The 18,445-nt window shown below is 69.3% G+C and carries 5 protein-coding genes; 2 read left to right on the top strand and 3 right to left on the bottom strand.

The genetic code is table 11. From position 1 onward, the window contains the following. Positions 1-311 precede the first annotated feature (311 nt). Together WME85_RS05795 and WME85_RS05800 are read left to right on the top strand one after the other, a co-directional pair. Positions 312-1,487: an MFS transporter gene (locus WME85_RS05795; protein ID WP_437835902.1), complete on the top strand. Its 1,176-nt coding sequence runs from the start codon at positions 312-314 to the stop codon at positions 1,485-1,487. Positions 1,488-1,581: 94 nt separating this feature from the next. Then, positions 1,582-3,813: a DUF3160 domain-containing protein gene (locus tag WME85_RS05800; RefSeq protein WP_437835904.1), complete on the top strand. Its 2,232-nt coding sequence runs from the start codon at positions 1,582-1,584 to the stop codon at positions 3,811-3,813. Positions 3,814-3,859: 46 nt separating this feature from the next. Here the strand turns inward: WME85_RS05800 and WME85_RS05805 are convergent, their stop codons facing one another. The 3 genes from WME85_RS05805 to WME85_RS05815 all read right to left on the bottom strand — a co-directional run bounded on the left by WME85_RS05805 (position 3,860) and on the right by WME85_RS05815 (position 18,444). After that, the gene (locus WME85_RS05805) at positions 3,860-5,458 is read right to left on the bottom strand and encodes an acyl-CoA dehydrogenase family protein (RefSeq protein ID WP_437835906.1); all 1,599 of its coding nucleotides are present in this window, start codon (positions 5,456-5,458) and stop codon (positions 3,860-3,862) included. Between the two features lie 192 nt (positions 5,459-5,650). Beyond that, positions 5,651-11,869 carry a type I polyketide synthase gene (locus tag WME85_RS05810; RefSeq protein WP_437835908.1) on the bottom strand — a complete coding sequence of 2,073 codons (6,219 nt, stop codon included), beginning with the start codon at positions 11,867-11,869 and terminating at the stop codon, positions 5,651-5,653. Then, positions 11,866-18,444, bottom strand: a complete 6,579-nt coding sequence (locus tag WME85_RS05815; protein WP_437842250.1) for a type I polyketide synthase — start codon at positions 18,442-18,444, stop codon at positions 11,866-11,868. The genes WME85_RS05810 and WME85_RS05815 overlap by 4 nt, the downstream gene beginning before the upstream one ends. Position 18,445 lies beyond the last annotated feature (1 nt).

The following is an 18,445-nucleotide window of genomic DNA, read 5'->3' on the forward strand; positions in this document are numbered from 1 at the left end:
CCGCGCGATGTCGTGGGGTGCAGCCCCGTGGGGCGTCCCTTGCGCGTGCAAGCCACCCTCGTCGGGAACCAGGGAGCCTGTGGCCTTGTTGTCGTCCGCCTAGAGGACCCATCCACGCGGCAAAGGATTGCTGGCAACGATGCGCGCCGGACAAGCCGCGAGCGCGAGTATCCGGTCAATCACCTTTGCGATGCCCTGACGCGACGAAGTGGCGGGCAGGTGGAAACGATGTAATCTCGCCGGCGCATGCATCCATCGAGGAAGACACATCGAGCCAGGGCCGGCGCGGCGCCTGCGGAGGGGACGCCCGCGTGCCGCCGCTCCTGATCCTCACCTACGTGGGTTTCGTGAGCCTCGGCCTGCCCGACGCGGTGCTCGGCGTCGCGTGGCCCTCGCTTCGCACCGCGTTCGCGCTCCCGCAGAGCGCGCTCGGCGCGCTCCTCGTCGCGACGGGCGTGGGGTATTTCTCGTCCAGCATCGCGGCGGGGAAGCTCGTGGACCGGCTCGGCGTCGGCAAGCTGCTCACGCTGAGCAGCGGGCTCATCACGGTCGCCTCGCTCGGTTATGCGATGACGCCGGTCTGGCCGCTGCTGCTCCTCTGCGGGCTGATCGCCGGGCTCGGCTCGGGCGCGATCGACGCAGGGCTCAACGCCTACGCCGCGAGCAACTTCACCGCGCGCCACGTGAACTGGCTGCACGCCTGCTACTGCGCCGGCGCGGCGCTGGGGCCGCTCATCGCGACGGCGGCGCTCGCGACCACCGGCTCCTGGCGCTCGGGCTACGCGATCATCGGCGCGATCATGTTGCTCCTGACCACGGCCTTCGCCGTGGTGAAGGGATCGTTCCGCGCGCGGGCGGCGGCCGCCGAAGGACAGCAGGACGCGCCGGCCGCTCCCGTCCCGCTCGCCGCGGCGCTCCGGCAGCGCCGCGTGTGGCTGGGTCTCGCGGTGTTCTTCCTCTACACGGGCCTCGAGCTGTTGCTCGGGCAGTGGAGCTTCACGCTCAACACCGAGGCGCGCGGCGTCGCGCCGGAGACGGCCGGGGTATGGGCGGGCGCCTACTGGGGCAGCATCGGCGTCGGGCGCGTCGTGCTCGGCCTGGCGGTCGATCGGGTGGGCGCGGACCGGCTCCTCCGCGTCGCCACGCTGACAGCGCTGCTCGGAAGCGCGCTGTTCGCGGTCGGACCGGCCTGGCCAGGGGCCGCGGGGCTCATGCTGGCGGGGCTCGGCCTCGCGCCGATCTACCCGACGCTGATGTCGCGCACCCCGGCTCGGCTCGGCCCCTACACAGCGCACGCGATCGGGTTCCAGGCGAGCGCGGCCATGGTCGGCGGCGCGGTCCTGCCGAGCCTCGGCGGCGTGCTCGCCGCGCGCGTGGGGCTCCCGTCGATCGGGACGCTCGCGGTGGTCACGGCCGCGGGCCTGTGGCTGCTGCACGAGCTGCTGGTCCGGTCGACGCCCCCTCGGGGCACGAGCGACGGCGCGTAAACAGCTTATCCGGCACGCCCGTTGCTCATCGCGGGTCTCGGCTCTCCCCAATCCAGTGGCACACGTCGACCCGGGGGGAGCGGGAGGCATGATCATGATGAGAAAGACGATGACCTGGCTGGGGCGCGGGACGAGAGCGACCCTGCCGCTGCTGGCGCTGCTCTGCGCTTGTTCGAGTGGACCCGGCGGCCCCGATCCCGGCGCCATCGCCAGTGTGCCAGGCGAGATCGACCCTGGCACCGAAGTCGCGGTCTCGGCGCCAGCCGGCGTCGAACCCCTGCTCCAGAAGCTCGGCGAGGCACGGCGGGCGACCGCGGACGAGCTGCGAGCGAGCCACGCCGTCGAGTTCGAGCCGGACCTCGGTTACGACCCGCTCACCGCGGCGAGCCTCGACCAGATCCTGTCGGCGTTCTTCTCGGCTCCCGACCCTCAGAAGGAGCGCCTGTCGCAGACGGGGTTCACCATCAGCGCGGGGCACCGATTCTCGTCTTTCGCCCTCGGCTACTCCGAGATTTACCTCGCGGATCTGCCGGTGTTCATCAGCAGCGACATGGTGCTGGAAGCCATCTACCGCTCGCACGACAAGATCCTCCAGCAGCTGGAGAAGAAGGCGCTGCGACCCCGGCTCGCGGGATTGCTGACCGAGATCCGCAGCTCGCTGCTACAGACGGCCGACACGCTGGAGCCGGAGGTGGCGTCCGATCTGAACTTCTACCTCGGGGTGGCCGTGTCGCTCCTGAACGGCGGCAAGGTCGACCCCCGCGAGCACTCAGAGGTGCAGAGCTTCGTCGGCGCCGCCATGCAGGCCAAGGGAATCCAGGAGCGCGTGCTGTTCGGCGTCCAGCGGAGCATCGACTTCTCCCAGTTCAAGCCGCGCGGGCACTACGCCGGCGATCCGGAGCTGGAGAGCTACTTCCGCAGCATGATCTGGCTCGGCCGCATCGACTTTCGCCTGATCGAGACGCAGGAGGACGGCAGCCAGCGCTTGCGGCGCCGGCAGGTCGAGAGCGCCATCGCGCTGCGCCGGCTCCTCGACTCCGGCGCGCTCGAGCAATACCAGGCGATCGACGCGACGGTCAGCGCGTTCGTGGGCGAGCACGACTACATGACGCTCGAGGAAGTGGACGAGCTGCTCACCGCGTTGAACGCCCCCGACGGGATCGCCGCCGTCGACGACGCGACCCTCGCCGCCGCGATCGTCAAGGGGCAATTCGGCCAGCAGCGGATCGCCAGCCACGTGATGACGCGGCAGGCCGGCGGCGCGAGCACCTTCCCCTTGAACCTGAGCTTCGCGCTGTTCGGTCAGCGCTACACGGTCGACAGCCACGTCTTCTCGAACCTGGTCTACGACCGCCTGCCCACCCGCGTCGTGCCCGACCCGCTCGACGTGGCCTTCGCCGCGCTGGGCAACGACCAGGCGCTCGGCCTGCTGGGCGACGAGCTCGACGTCGAGGCCGGCTATCCCGGTGAGCTCTCCGCGCTGCGCGTGCTGGTCGACGAGCACCCCGAGCAATACTGGGAGGGGAGCCTGTACACCAGCTGGCTCGGCGCGCTCCGCGCGCTGTCGCCCGGAGCAGGCGCCCCGGCGGCGGACCTGCCCGCGGTGGCTCGGAGCGAAGCCTGGGGCCGCCGGCTGCTCAACACCCAGCTCAGCTCGTGGGCACAGCTCCGCCACAACAACGTGCTCTACGTGAAGCAGTCGTACACGTCGAACGCGTCGTGCGAGTATCCCGACGCCTACGTCGATCCCTACCCCGAGTTCTTCGACGCCGTGGTCCGCTTCGCCGAGCGCGCGCAGGAGCTCACCGCCACGATCTACCTCGATCCGGGCTTCCGCGGCGAGATCCAGGACTATTTCGCGCGCGTCGCGCGCATCAACCTCACGCTGGGCGAGATGGCTCGCGCCCAGCGCAGCGGCCAGCCGCACAGCGAGGAGCACCTGGCGTTCATCAACCAGGCCGTCACGGCGGACGTGAACTGCGATGGTACCGTGCTCGGCCACACGGGCTGGTACAGCGAGCTCCACTTCGACCCGCTGCAGGCCGTGGAGATGGATCCCGCCATCACCGACGTGCACACCGACATCGGCGGCGAGCTGCCGGTTCCTCGCCCGCCCAGCGTGCTTCACGTGGGCACCGGCGCGCCGCGCCTGATGGTGATGACCGTCGACTCCTGCCAGGGTCCCCGCGCGTACGCAGGCGTCGTCTCCGCCTACCACGAAGTCCTCGAAGAGGGCCTGGTGCGCCTCACCGACGAGGAATGGAAGACCCAGGTCCACGGCGATCTGCCGGTCGTGCCCTGGCTCGCTCCGCTGCTGAGCGAGTGAGCGCGGGGACCCCGCTCCCCGTCGGGTGGCCCATCGTTCCCCGCCGTCAGGCCATCGCTCTCCGCAGCAACGGGTCGAATTCTCGACATTCGCCGGCGAGAGACTGTTCAACCACGCCGATTTCCCCGTCATAGCGTGAAATTGCGGCTGACAGTTCTGAAGGTGAAGACAGTGCCGACTCATCCGGACGCCTGGTCAAGGCTCGGCCAATCGCCGCGTCCAGCGCGACACGTGCCCACTCGATAATGTGGGGTTGCGTTCCCGACGGACGGCGGTTCAGGCTCGCGACCAGAAATGCCCATGCCACGACATCTCCTGCGAGGGCGCATCGCCAGGAGTGCGAGACGCTCCCGGTTGTCGGGGCGCGTGGACTCAGCGTCGCGACGCGGAGCTCGCTGAGGCAGCTCGCGACCTTGTCCGCGACTTCAGGGCTTGCAAGCTCATTTCGAAGGAACCCATAGACTCCCGACGACTCTTCGACAAGCCCTCTCGAACCCAAGAAGTCGGCGAGCACTTCGGTGGTCCCTTCGAATATGCGAAAGACCCTGGCGTCGCGGAGGATCTGCGGCGCCAGATTGGCTTCATCGTACCCGCGTGAGCCGAGCACCTGAACCAGGCGATCAGCGGCTTCCCAGAGGAATTCGGAGGACACCATCTTGCAAGCTACGAACGCCTCGAGGGGTACGGCGCTGTCGGAGTCGAGCAGGTCAGCGACCGTATAGAGCAGAGCGTCCGCCGCGGCCGTCTTCGCCACGAGCTCTCCCAGATACGTGCAGTAGATCGGGTTGTCGCTCAGTCTTCCTGCTCCGATGGAACGTCGTGCGGCGAACCGATTCATCAGCTGCAGGCAGCGCTTCATTGAACCGACTGCGCAGGCGCCCAAGGCAAAGCGAGTGAGCATCATGGAGTCGACGCCGACGAGGACGCCGTCGTCCAGGTTGCCTAGCAATTGTGAGCGTTCGACATGGACGTCTCGTAGATGGATCTTGCTCTGCACCATCCCGCGCATGCCCATCGAGAGCAGCTCCTCGCCCATCACGACGCCTGGCTGCTCGGTTCGAACCGCGAACGCGGCCATGTCCGCGGGGTCGCCCTCGCTAGTGCAAACCTTTGCCATCACGGTCATGACACCCGACCAGGAGCCGTTCCCGATCCACACCTTGTCACCGGAGATCTTCCACCCGCCGCCCGCTGTCGGAACGGCCTTCGCCGAGATCTTCGTGAAGTCGGAGCCTGCGCCGACCTCCGTTTGCGCGTACGCTCCGAGGATTCGACCGCGCGCGAGCTGGGGTAGGATGTCGTTCTTCAGCGGTTCGGATGCAAATGTTGCGATGGGCCGGATGCCAGGGAAGATGGAGGTCGTGAGCCAAGCGCCCAGGCCGAGATCGATCGCCGCGACCTGCTCGAGAATGCGCGCAATGTCGCGGTTCGATAGCCCGAGGCCGCCGTATTTCCGCTCGACCTGGACCCCCAGTAATCCGTGGTTCGCGAAATCAAGCACGACATAAGGAGGGATGCATCGGCGTTCGTCTATGAGTCTGGAGTTTACCCGCCGCTCGGCGTAGCTCCGTAGCCACGCGATCAGGTCATCCGCGCAAGGCGCGCTGAGCTCCTTGGGGATTGGCGTATATCGGCGCTTGATCATTTGCTCTCCTCGTTCTCGTCGAGTCGGTCGTGATACGGAAGCGGTACCTCTATGGGCTCGCGGGCTGCTCTGGCTCGTCAGGCGCTCGACTCGCTTCTTGCCGACGTGCGCGCCGCGGGGGAGCAGCGCGGCGTGGGTGCGCGCGACTCCCGACGCACCGCGAGATGGCCGCCCTTGCGAACATTTGTCCCATCACTCGCCGAGATTCGAGGTCAGCGACGATAGCCACCTGTCCACGATCTGTGCCGCGTGCTCTATCATCGTGAAGTGATCGCCGGGGACATCTGCGGCGACGTGCGGTAGCGGCCAGCTCGAGCGCCAGTCTTCGTCTGGGCTCCCCTGCTCCATAGGCTCAGATGCGCGGACGTGCAGCGTGGGCGCCGACAATCGACCCGGTTCCCAGCTCTGAAAAAATCCACTGTCGCTGCTGTACCACTGCATCGCAGTCATGGCGGCGAAAGAGGTGCCACCATGTTTCTCCATCGCGGCCAGGAACCTCGTTTGCAGTGTGCGAATGATGGCGGGGCTGAGGCGCTGGGGGTCATAGGTGTCGAGTAGTACGACGCCGACGGGCCGGAGGCCGGCGCGCTCGAGGTGCTCGGCTATCATGTGCGCTATCCAACCGCCTGCGGAGATTCCCACTAGCGCGAAGGGGTGCTCGCCTGTGCATGCCAGCACGGATCTCACGTAGTGGGAGATGAGCTCGGCAGTGTTTCTGGCGAGCGATTGGCCGTCGAGGTAGCCCTGATGTGGAATGACCCAGAGGTCGCGTCGATGCTGGAGCTGGGAGGCGAAGCGAGAGTACTGGATAGCTCCAGATGGAATCGCGAACGACGGAAAACCGATCAATTTGGGTAACGTTCGGCCGCTCGTGAGTTGAGCGGGGGGGTCGTTCGAGGCTGCTGCCGCTGCCGAACTCAAGGAGCCGTCCACGACGAGGCGGAGCTTCACGGCGACAGAGAGGAAGTCGTTGGCTTGCTCGGGCGCCCCCGCTTTGTAGGCTTGCTGAAATATGTGAAATAGCGTTCCATCGTCTCTGGTGGCGGAGGTCCGCCCCGAGAGGTGTACGGCTTCCATGCGAGTCAGGAGGAAGTCGGCGAGTATTCTGGAGGTTTGGTGATCGAAGAGGAGACTGGCCTGTAGGCGGAGCCCTGTGGCGGTACCGAGCCGGTTTCGCAGCTCGATGGCCATGAGGGAATCGAGCCCGAGCTCCCGGAGAGGACGGTCGATATCGAGGGCGCTGGGTGAACGGAGGCTGAGGACGGCGGCGATTTCGGAGCGGACGAGGTCGAGCAGAGCGCGTTCGCGGTCCCCTGGAGACATGGAGGCGAGCCTCTGCTCCAGCGAGGAGGCGCTGGGCGCGGTGGCGGCGAGGGGGCGGGAGGCCTTGGTGCCGGCGAGGCTTCGGAGCAGGGGAGGCGCGGCGTCGGGGCGTGCGGCGAGCGCGGCCAGGTCGAAGCGTGCGCAGACCAGGGCGGGGTCGGGCCGGAGGAGGGCGGCGTCGAAGAGGGAGAGCGCCTCGGCGGAGGGGAGCGGGAGCACACCTCCGCGGGCCATGCGCCGGAGGTCGGCGTCGGAGAGGTGAGCTGTCATGGCGGACCTCTCAGCCCAGTATCCCCAGTCCAGAGCGAGGGCGTGGAGGCCTCGTGCGCGTCGGTGGTGGGCGAGGGCGTCGAGGAACGAGTTGGCAGCGGCGTAGTTGGCTTGGCCGGGGCCACCGAGCACGCCGGAGATGGAAGAGAAGAGGACGAAGGCGGCGAGGTCGAGGTCGAGCGTGAGGTGATGCAGGTTCCAGGCGGCGTCGACCTTTGCGCGCAGCACCGGGTGGAGGCGATCGGGGGTGAGCGAGGCGAGGACGCCGTCATCGAGCGTGCCGGCGGCATGGATGACGGCGGTGAGGGGATGCTGGCGTGGGACGGAGGCCAGGAGGCGTTGGAGCGCGGAGCGGTCGGCGGCATCGCAGGCGGCGATGGTGACGCTCGCGCCGGCGCCCTCGAGCTCGCGCAGGAGAGCGTGGGCTCCCGGAGCGTCGAGGCCGTGCCGGGAGGCGAGGAGCAGGTGCCTCGTGCCGTGCTGTTGCACCAGGTGCCGTGCGACGAGGGCGCCGAGCGTGCCGGTACCGCCGGTGACGAGCACCGTCCCCTCCGGGGCCAGAGGGCGTGCAGCCACCTCCGAGATCGACGCCAGGCGCGCGAGCCTTGGCAGGAGGAGCTTTCCGTGGCGGAGTGCGAGCTGAGCTTCAGAGGAGGCGAGGGCGAGGGGGAGGGCGCGCCGAGAGGAGTCGGCGTCGTCGATGTCGAGAAGGAGGATGTGTCGGTCGGGGTTTTCGACTTGAGCGGAGCGGACCAGGCCCCAGAGGGCCGCGTGGGCAAGGTCGAGTACATCCTCGTCGGGACGGGTGGCGACGGCGCGCTGGGTGAGCAGGACGAGGCGAGAGGAGGCGAGGCGCTCGTCGGCGAGCCATGCTTGCAGGAGCGCGAGCGCCTGGTCGGCGGCGTGGTGAGCGGCGGAGACGAGGTCTTCGGCCTGGGTGGTGGGTGGCGCCGGGCAGCACGGGATGAGGACGAGGTCTGGCCGAGACGCGCCCTGTGCCAGGCTTGCAGTCAGGACCGAGAGGTCGGCGTAGGGCTCGAAGGCGAGCGGGCTGGATTCGAGCAGCGAGGTGGCAAGCTCGCTGGTGCCGACGAGAGCCCACCGCGCTGGATGCGGGGAAAGGGCGCTGGTGGGCAGCTCGGTCCAGTCGATGGCGAGGAGGGAATGGTCGCGAGCAAGGGCGCGCCGGAGCTGGTCGGCGGAGACGGGGCGAGTGACGAGGGCTTCGACGGAGCCGACGGGCTCGCCGGCAGCGTCGGCGAGCAGGAGCGAGCAAGAGGCGTCGCTGTCCCGGCGCTCCAGCCGCACGCGCAGGACCGAGGCGCCCACGGAGCGCAGGGAGACGCCGGCCCAGGAGAAGGGCATGACGGCGCCGCCGTCCTCGGCGGCGAGCGCGTGAAGGGCGGCGTCGAGCAACGCGGGGTGCAGCGCGAAACGGTCCGCCTCCGAGGCGGGAGCATCGGGCAAGTGGACCTCCGCGAAGAGCTGCTGTCCTCGCCTCCAGAGGGCGCGGAGCCCCTGGAAGTCTGGGCCGTAATTGAATCCCATGCTGGCGAGGTGGTCGTAGAGGCCGTCGACGGGGAGCGGGACGGCGCCGGCGGGCGGCCATACCCGCAGGTCGAACGGAGCCTCCGGTGCGCGAGGGCCAAGGAGGCCGGTGGCATGGCGCGTCCAGGGGGCGTCGTGGGGAGCGTCTTCGGGTCGAGCGTGGAGGGCGAGCGAGCGACGGCCGCTGTCGTCCGGTGCACCGACCGAGAGCTGTACGAGGACGCCATCCCTGGGGTGGAGCGGCAGGGGAGCTTGCAGGGTGAGCTCTTCGAGCCGGTCGAGGCCGAGGCGGTGGGCGGCGAGGAGGGCGAGCTCGACAAAGGCGGTGCCAGGCAAGATGACCGAGCCGAAGAGGGCGTGACCCGACAGCCACGGGAGCTCAGTGAGCGACAGGCGTCCGGTGAAAAGAAGGCCGTCGGTGTCGGCCAGGGCGACGGCGGCGCCCAGGAGCGGGTGCTTTGCGGGCGAAAGGCCCGCCGAGGCCACATCGGCGGGCTGAGCCCTGGGCGCCTCGAGCCAGAAGCGCTCGCGCTGGAAGGCATAGGTGGGCAGCGCGACGCGGCGAGGGGCGAAGGGAGCGAAGAAGGCAGCCCAGTCCACGGCGATGCCGCGGGTGTACAGGGCGCCGGTGGCGCCGGTGAGGGAGTCGGCGTCGTCGCGGTCCTTTCGCAAGGTGGGGAGAAAGGCGACGCGAGCGTGGGCGTCATCGGACAAGACGTCTTCTCCAAGCGCGGAGAGCACACGGTGAGGTCCGAGCTCGAGGAAGGTGGAAGCACCTTCGGCATGGAGCGTTCGCATCCCGTCGACGAAGCGGACTGTGTGGCGGACATGGCGCACCCAGGTGTCGGGCGAGCGGAGCTCGTCGGCGGTGGAGAGCTTGCCGGTGAGGTTGGAGACGATGGGGACGCGTGGGGAGTGGAACGTGAGCCCTTGGACGACGCGGCGGAAATCTTCGAGCATGCCGTCCATGCGGGGAGAATGGAAAGCGTGACTGACGCGCAAGCGGGAGCTTCTGCGGCCAATAGCCTCGAAGTGTCTGGCGATGTCGAGGACTACGTCTTCGTCGCCGGCGACGACGGTGGAGGAGGGCCCGTTGAGCGCGGCGATCGAGGCGTCGTTGCGTCCGGCGAGCCGGGCGAGGACTTCCTCCTCTGAAGCTTGAAGGGTGACCATGGCGCCGCCCTGGGGAAGCGCTTGCATGAGGCGGGCACGAGCGGCGACGAGAGCGCACGCGTCTTGGAGGGAGAGGACACCGGCGACGTGCGCGGCCACGAGCTCGCCGACGGAGTGACCGAGCAGAAGGTCGGGGTGGACGCCCCACGTCTCGAGGAGGCGAAAGAGGGCGACCTCCAGCGCGAAGAGCGCAGGCTGCGTGAAAGCGGTCTGGTCGAGCCGTTCCGCGTCTTTCGAGCCTTCGGCCGCAAAGAGGACCTCACGCAACGGGTGGTCAAGCTCGCGATCGAGGTGGGCGCAGACGCCGTCAAGGGCATCGCGGAAAGCGGGGAAGGTGTCGTAGAGGGCGCGGCCCATGCCGGGGCGTTGGCTCCCTTGCCCAGTGAAGAGCATGGCGAGCTTGCCGCCTTCGCGAGGGCCGAGGACGGTATCGGAAGCGGAGCGGCCTTGAGCCAGGGCGTCGAGCGCGTCGACGAGGGCTCGGCGGTCGTGAGCGACGAGGACGGCGCGATGCTCGAAGTGCGAGCGGGTGGTGGCCAGCGAGTAGCTGAGATCCAGGAGCGAGACGCCGGGCTGGGCCGCGAGGTGCGCGAGCAGCCGCTCGGCCTGCCCGCGCAGCGCCGCCTCGGTCTTGGCCGACAGGACGAAGGGGAGGGCGGAGGGCGGCGCCGGCGCTGCGCTGGCATGGGCCACAGGAGCGGGGGCCGCGGCCGGCGCTTCTTCGACGATGACGTGGGCGTTTGTGCCGGAGATGCCGAACGAGGAGACCCCGGCGCGGCGTGGATGGCCGTTGGTCTGCCAGGGCACGGGCTCGTTGAGGAGCCGGACGGCGCCGGAGGACCAGTCGATGTGGGGGGAAGGATTCTGAGCGTGCAGGGTCCTGGGCAAGACCCCGTGTTGCATCGCCAAGACCATCTTGATGACGCCGCCGATGCCCGCGGCGGCCTGGGTATGCCCCAGGTTGGACTTGAGGCTTCCAAGCCAAAGAGGATTGTCCCTGGAATGGGCCTGTCCATAGGTGGCGAGCAGAGCTTGGGCCTCGATCGGGTCGCCGAGCGTGGTGCCCGTGCCGTGGGCCTCGACCGCATCGACCTCGCGGAGCGAGAGCCGAGCGCTGGCGAGCGCCTGCCGGATGACGCGCTCTTGCGCGGGACCGTTCGGCGCGGTGAGCCCCTGGCTCCTGCCGTCCTGATTGACCGCGGAGCCGCGCAGGACGGCAAGGACGGGATGACCGTTTCGTCGGGCCTCGGAGAGGCGCTCGAGCAGGACCATCCCGGCGCCTTCGGCGAAGCCGGTGCCGTCGGCCTCTGCCGAGAATGCCCTGCAACGGCCGTCGGGGGCGAGCCCACGCTGGCGACTGAACATGATGAAGGTACCCGGGGTCGCCATGAGGCTGACTCCACCGGCCAGCGCGAGGGAACACTCGCCCTGACGCAGGGCCTGGCAGGCGAGGTGGAGCGCGACGAGCGAGGAGCTGCAGGCCGTGTCGACGGTGACAGCAGGACCGTGGAGGCCGAGGGTGTAGGCGATGCGTCCGGAGGCCACGCTCGCCAAGCTGCCGATGCCGACGTACCCCTCGAGGTCCTGGGGCGCCTGCTGGAGTCGTGCGGCGTAATCGTTGAAGATGACGCCGACGAAGACGCCGGTCTGGCTCCCCTGGAGGGAGGCCGGGACGATGCCCGCGCGCTCGAAGGTCTCCCAGGAAGCCTCGAGCAGCAGACGATGCTGGGGGTCGACGGCGAGGGCCTCGCGGGGGCTGATGCCGAAGAAGGCTGGATCGAAGCGGTCGGAGTCGTAGATGAAGCCGCCTTGGCGCGTATAGCTCTTGCCTTGGGCGTCGGGGTCCGGGTCGTAGAGCGCATCGACATCCCAGCCGCGGTTCTCGGGAAAGGAGGAGACGGCGTCCTGGCCGTCCATCAAGAGCTTCCAGAGCGCCTCCGGCGTGCAAGCGCCACCAGGAAAGCGGCAGCTCATCGATACGATCGCGATCGGCTCTCTCGATGCGTTGATGAGCTCCTGGTTCTGCTGACGTAGCCGTTCTGCGTCCATCAACGAAGCGCGGAGCGCTTCCACGATCTCGCGTTGTGAATTGCTCATGGTTCGCTGTTTGACTTTTGCCGATCCGCGAGGCCATGTGACTTGTTGAGGGCCAGCTCGACCAGTTCGTTGACGCTCATTGTCGTGATCGCGTTGACGGCTTCCTCGGGATGCGCGACCGCGGCCGGCTGAACGGCGAGGCTCAGGATTGTGTCGATGAGCCCCGCCTCTCTGAGGCGGTCGATAGAAATGGATGCCAGTGCGTCGCGGATCTCGTTGTCGCTGACGACGCGTGGGGGATCGGTGCTCTGAGACTTTGTGAGCCGAGACCCTATCAGCCCCACGAGCCCGGCTATGGTGGGATAGTCGAAGAGGAGAGTGGTTTGCAGGCGGAGTCCGGTGGCGGTGCCGAGCCGGTTTCGCAGCTCGATGGCCATGAGGGAATCGAGCCCGAGCTCCCGGAGAGGGCGGTTGATATCGAGGGTGCTGGGTGAACGGATACCGAGGACGGTGGCGATTTCGGAGCGGACGAGGTCGAGCAGAGCGCGTTCGCGGTCCCCTGGAGACATGGAGGCGAGGCGCTGCTCGAGCGAGGAGGCGCTGGGCGCGCTGGCGGCGAGGGGGCGGGAAGCCTTGGTGCCGGCGAGGCTCCGGAGCAGGGGAGGCGCGGCGTCGGGGCGTGCGGCGAGCGCGGCCAGGTCGAAGCGTGCGCAGACCAGGGCGGGGTCGGGCCGGAGGAGGGCGGCGTCGAAGAGGGAGAGCGCGTCGGCGGAGGGGAGTGGGAGCACACCTCCGCGTGCCATGCGCCGGAGGTCGGCGTCGGAGAGGTGAGCTGTCATGGCGGACCGCTCCGCCCAGTATCCCCAGTCCAGAGCGAGGGCGTGGAGGCCTCGTGCGCGTCGGTGGTGGGCGAGGGCGTCGAGGAACGAGTTTGCAGCGGCGTAGTTGGCTTGGCCGGGGCCACCGAGCACGCCGGAGATGGAAGAGAAGAGGACGAAGGCGGCGAGGTCGAGGTCGAGCGTGAGGTGATGCAGGTTCCAGGCGGCGTCGACCTTTGCGCGCAGCACCGGGTGGAGGCGATCGGGGGTGAGCGAGGCGAGGACGCCGTCGTCGAGCGTGCCGGCGGCATGGATGACGGCGGTGAGGGGATGCTGGCGTGGGACGGAGGCCAGGAGGCGTTGGAGCGCGGAGCGGTCGGCGGCATCGCAGGCGGCGATGGTGACGCTCGCGCCGGCGCCCTCGAGCTCGCGCAGGAGAGCGTGGGCTCCCGGAGCGTCGAGGCCGTGCCGGGAGGCGAGGAGCAGGTGCCTCGTGCCGTGCTGTTGCACCAGATGCCGTGCGACGAGGGCGCCGAGGGTGCCGGTACCGCCGGTGACGAGCACCGTCCCCTGCGGAGCCAGAGGACGAGGAAGGGTGAGGACCAGCTTGCCGATATGCTGGGCCTGGGCGAGGGCGCGGAAGGCGTGGGGGGCAAGGCGGATGTCGTACGGCGTGATGGGGAGCGGACGGAGCACGCCGCGCTGGAACAAGGCAGCGAGCTCGGCGAGCATCTGCTCGAGCCGGTCGGGTCCAGCGTGGATGAGGTCGAAGGCCTGATAGGTGACGCCCGGGTGATCGGCGGCGATGGTGCCGGGGTCTCGGATATCGGTCTTTCCCATCTCGATGAAGCGACCGCCGCGAGACAAGAGGCGCAGGGAGGCATCGACAAACTCCTGTGCCAGGGAGTTCAAGACGACGTCGACGCCGCGGCCGTGGGTGGAGCGGAGGAAGTGCAGCTCGAAGTCGAGGGAGCGCGAGGAGTCGAAGTGGTCCTGGTCGAAGCCGAGGGAGCGCAGGATGTTCCACTTGGCCGGACTGGCGGTGGCAAAGACCTCCGCGCCGAGATGGCGTGCGAGCTGCACGGCGGCCATGCCGACGCCGCCGGTGGCGGCGTGGATGAGGAGCTTCTGGCCGGGCTGGAGGCGTGCGAGATCGACCAGGCCGTAGTAGGCGGTGAGAAAGACGATGGGAGCGCTGGCGGCCTGGATGAAGGACCAGCCATCGGGAATTGGGATGACGACGCGGTGGTCGGTGACGGCGATGGGGCCGAAGCCGGCGTGGAGCAGGCCCATGACCCGGTCGCCCGGGGCCAGGCGGTCGACGCCGGGGCCGACCTCCAGCACGACGCCGGCGCCTTCGGCGCCCAGCGGCCCGGCGTCTCCCGGGTACATGCCGAGGGCGTCGAGGACATCGCGGAAGTTGAGACCCGCGGCGTGGACAGCGATACGGACTTGCCCGTGAGCGAGGGGGGCGATGGCGTCGTGGTGCGCGACCAGCGATAGATTCTCGAGGGTGCCCTTGGTCGGAATGTCGAGGCGCCATGCCGGGCTGGGCGGAGGGACCAGCGCGCCCTGGGCGCCGGCGCGCGCGAGCCTTGGCAGGAGGAGCTTTCCGTGGCGGAGTGCGAGCTGAGCTTCGGAGGAGGCGAGGGCGAGGGGGAGGGCGCGCCGAGAGGAGTCAGCGTCATCGATGTCGAGAAGGAGGATGTGTCGGTCGGGGTTTTCGACTTGGGCGGAGCGGACCAGGCCCCAGAGGGCCGCGTGGGCAAGGTCGAGAACATCCTCGTCGGGGCGGGTGGCGACGGCGCGCTGGGTGAGCAGGACGAGGCGAGAGGAGGCGAGGCGCTCGTCGGCGAGCCATGCTTGCAGGAGCGCGAGCGCCTGGTCGGCGGCGTGGTGAGCGGCGGAGACGAGGTCTTCAGGCTGGGTGGTGGTTGGCGCCGGTTCGGCCTGGGTGGTGGTTGGCGCCGGGCAGCACGGGATGAGGACGAGGTCTGGCCGAGACGCGCCCTGTGCCAGGCTTGCAGTCAGGACCGAGAGGTCGGCGTAGGGCTCGAAGGCGAGCGGGCTGGATTCGAGCAGCGAGGTGGCAAGCTCGCTGGTGCCGACGAGAGCCCACCGCGCTGGATGCGGGGAAAGGGCGCTGGTGGGCAGCTCGGTCCAGTCGATGGCGAGGAGGGAATGGTCGCGAGCAAGGGCGCGCCGGAGCTGGTCGGCGGAGACGGGGCGAGTGACGAGGGCTTCGACGGAGCCGACGGGCTCGCCGGCAGCGTCGGCGAGCAGGAGCGAGCAAGAGGCCTCGCCCTCCCGGCGCTCGAGCCGTACGCGCAGCACCGAGGCGCCAACGGAGCGCAGGGAGACGCCGGCCCAGGAGAAGGGCATGACGGCGCCGCCGTCCTGTGCGACGAGCGCGTGAAGTGCGGCGTCGAGCAACGCGGGGTGCAGCGCGAAGCGGTGCGCCTCCGAGGCGGGAGCATCGGGCAAGTGGACCTCCGCGAAGAGCTGCTGTCCTCGCCTCCAGAGGGCGCGGAGCCCCTGGAAGTCTGGGCCGTAGTTGAATCCCATGCTGTCGAGGTGGTCGTAGAGGCCGTCGACGGGGAGCGGGACGGCCCCGGCGGGCGGCCAGACCCGCAGGTCGAATGGAGCCTCCGGTGCGCGCGGGCCAAGGAGGCCGGTGGCATGGCGCGTCCAGGGGGCGTCGTGGGGGGCGTCTTCGGGTCGAGCGTGGAGGGCGAGCGAGCGACGGCCGCTGTCGTCGGGCGCACCGACCGAGAGCTGGACCAGGACGGCGTCCCTGGGGTGGAGCGGCAGGGGAGCTTCGAGGGTGAGCTCTTCGAGCCGGTCGAGGCCGAGGCGGTGGGCGGCGAGGAGGGCGAGCTCGACAAAGGCGGTGCCAGGCAAGATGACCGAGCCGAAGAGGGCGTGACCCGACAGCCACGGGTGCTCGGCGAGCGACAGGCGTCCGGTGAAAAGGAGGCCGTCGGTGTCGGCCAGGGCGACGGCGGCGCCCAGGAGCGGGTGCTTTGCGGGCGAAAGGCCCGCCGAGGCCACATCGGCGGGCTGAGCCCTGGGCGCCTCGAGCCAGAAGCGCTCGCGCTGGAAGGCATAGGTGGGCAGCGCGACGCGGCGCGGGGCGAAGGGAGCGAAGAAGGCAGCCCAGTCCACGGCGAGGCCGCGGGTGTACAGCTCGGCGAGCGAGAGGAGGAGCCGCGCCAGGCCACCCTCGTCGCGGCGAAGCGAGCCGACGACGACCGCGGGGAGTCCGGAGCTCTCGAGCGTCTCGTGCAGCGCCAGGGTCAGCACTGGATGGGGGCTGACCTCGACGAAGAAGCGATGTCCGTCGGAGAGCAGGCTCTGCGTCGCGTGCGCAAAGCGGACGGTCTGCCGTAGGTTTCGGTACCAGTAGGAGGCGTCGAGCTCGGAGCCATCGAGCTTCTCGCCGGTGACCGTCGAGTAGAGCGGGAGGCTTGACGCGCGAGGCACGATGCTCGCGAGCTCGCTCAGGAGCTCGTCCTCGACGGCGCCGACCTGCGCCGAGTGAGAGGCGTAATCGACGCGCACCTTCTTGGCGAACACGTCGGCCGCGGTGAGCTCGTGCAGCAACGCATCGATGGCCTCCGGATCGCCCGACACGAGGGAGGCCCGAGGGCTGTTGATCGCCGCGACGGAGAGTCGTTTTCCGAAGCGCTCGAGGTGCTCTTCGAGCTTGCGGCCGCCGAGCTCGACGGCGGCCATGGCCCCCCGGCCCGCGATCCTGGTCAGCGCGCGGCTGCGCAGGGCGACCACCTTGGCGGCGTCCTCGAGCGACAGCGCGCCAGCCACGCAGGCGGCGGCGATCTCCCCCTGACTATGGCCAACGACGGCATCGGGCACGACCCCCATGGACCGCCACAGCGCGGCCAGAGAAACGAGGACGGCGAAGAGCACGGGCTGCACCACGTCGACGCGGTCGAGGGAAGGGGCGCCCGCTTCGCTCCGGAGGACGGCGAGCAGCGACCAGTCGACATGAGGAGAAAGAGCCTGCTCGCAGGCCTCCAGGCGCTCGCGGAACACCTCCGACGTCTCGAGCAGGGAGAGCGCCATGCCGGTCCACTGCGAGCCCTGTCCTGGAAAGACGAAGACGACCTTCCCGCCGCCTTCGCGAGGACCGAGGACGGTATCGGAAGTGGAGCGGCCTTGAGCCAGGGCGTCGAGCGCGTCGACGAGGGCTCGGCGGTCGTGAGCGACGAGGACGGCGCGATGCTCGAAGTGCGAGCGGGTGGTGGCCAGCGAGTAGCTGAGATCCAGGAGCGAGACGTCGGGCTGGGCCGCGAGGTGCGCGAGCAGCCGCTCGGCCTGCCCGCGCAGCGCCGCCTCGGTCTTGGCCGACAGGACGAAGGGGAGGGCGGAGGGCGGTGCCGGCGCTGCGCTGGCATGGGCCACAGGAGCGGGGGCCGCGGCCGGTGCTTCTTCGATGATGATGTGGGCGTTTGTGCCGGAGACGCCGAACGAGGAGACCCCAGCGCGGCGTGGATGGCCGTTGGTCTGCCAGGGCACGGGCTCGTTGAGGAGCCGGACGGCGCCGGAGGACCAGTCGATGTGGGGGGAAGGATTCTGAGCGTGCAGGGTCCTGGGCAAGACCCCGTGTTGCATCGCCAAGACCATCTTGATGACGCCGCCGATGCCCGCGGCGGCCTGGGTGTGCCCCAGGTTGGACTTGAGGCTTCCAAGCCAAAGAGGATTGTCCTTGGAATGGGCCTGTCCATAGGTGGCGAGCAGAGCTTGGGCCTCGATCGGGTCGCCGAGCGTGGTGCCCGTGCCGTGGGTCTCGACCGCATCGACCTCGCGGAGCGAGAGCCGAGCGCTGGCGAGCGCCTGCCGGATGACGCGCTCTTGCGCGGGACCGTTCGGCGCGGTGAGCCCCTGGCTCCTGCCGTCCTGATTGACCGCGGAGCCGCGCAGGACGGCAAGGACGGGATGACCGTTTCGTCGGGCCTCGGAGAGGCGCTCGAGCAGGACCATCCCGGCGCCTTCGGCCCAACCGGTACCGTCGGCCTCTGCCGAGAATGCCTTGCAACGACCGTCGGGGGCGAGCCCACGCTGGCGGCTGAACATGACGTGCATGAACGGGGTCGCCATGAGGCTGGCTCCACCTGCCAGCGCGAGGGAACACTCGCCCTGACGCAGGGCCTGGCAGGCGAGGTGGAGCGCGACGAGCGAGGAGCTGCAGGCCGTGTCGACGGTGACGGCAGGACCGTGGAGGCCGAGGGTGTAGGCGATGCGTCCGGAGGCCACGCTCGCCATGCTGCCGATGCCGACGTATCCCTCGAGGTCCTGGGGCATCTGCTGGAGTCGTGCGGCGTAATCGTTGAAGATGACGCCGACGAAGACGCCGGTCTGGCTCCCCTGGAGGGAGGCCGGGACGATGCCCGCGCGCTCGAAGGTCTCCCAGGAAGTTTCGAGCAGCAGACGATGCTGGGGGTCGACGGCGAGGGCCTCGCGGGGGCTGATGCCGAAGAAGGCTGGATCGAAGCGGTCGGAGTCGTAGATGAAGCCGCCTTGGCGCGTATAGCTCTTGCCTTGGGCGTCGGGGTCCGGGTCGTAGAGCGCATCGACATCCCAGCCGCGGTTCTCGGGAAAGGAGGAGACGGCGTCCTGGCCGTCCATCAAGAGCTTCCAGAGCGCCTCCGGCGTGTAAACGCCACCAGGAAAGCGGCAGCTCATCGATACGATCGCGATCGGTTCACGCCATCTCTCTTCGGCCTCCAGCAAGGCTTGGCGCTGCTTGCGCAGCTCGACCATGGATTGCTCGAGGCGTAGCCGAAGCTGTGCTTCCAAG

This window comes from Sorangium sp. So ce1153, from assembly GCF_051521595.1.
Taxonomy (GTDB): Bacteria; Myxococcota_A; Polyangia; order Polyangiales; family Polyangiaceae; genus Sorangium.

Excerpts from the sequence above, each read along its gene's own strand:
- WME85_RS05800 (WP_437835904.1), top strand. The coding sequence starts at position 1,582 with ATGATGAGAAAGACGATGACCTGGCTGGGGCGCGGGACGAGAGCGACC.
- WME85_RS05805 (WP_437835906.1), bottom strand. The coding sequence starts at position 5,458 with ATGATCAAGCGCCGATATACGCCAATCCCCAAGGAGCTCAGCGCGCCT.
- WME85_RS05810 (WP_437835908.1), bottom strand. The coding sequence starts at position 11,869 with ATGAGCAATTCACAACGCGAGATCGTGGAAGCGCTCCGCGCTTCGTTG.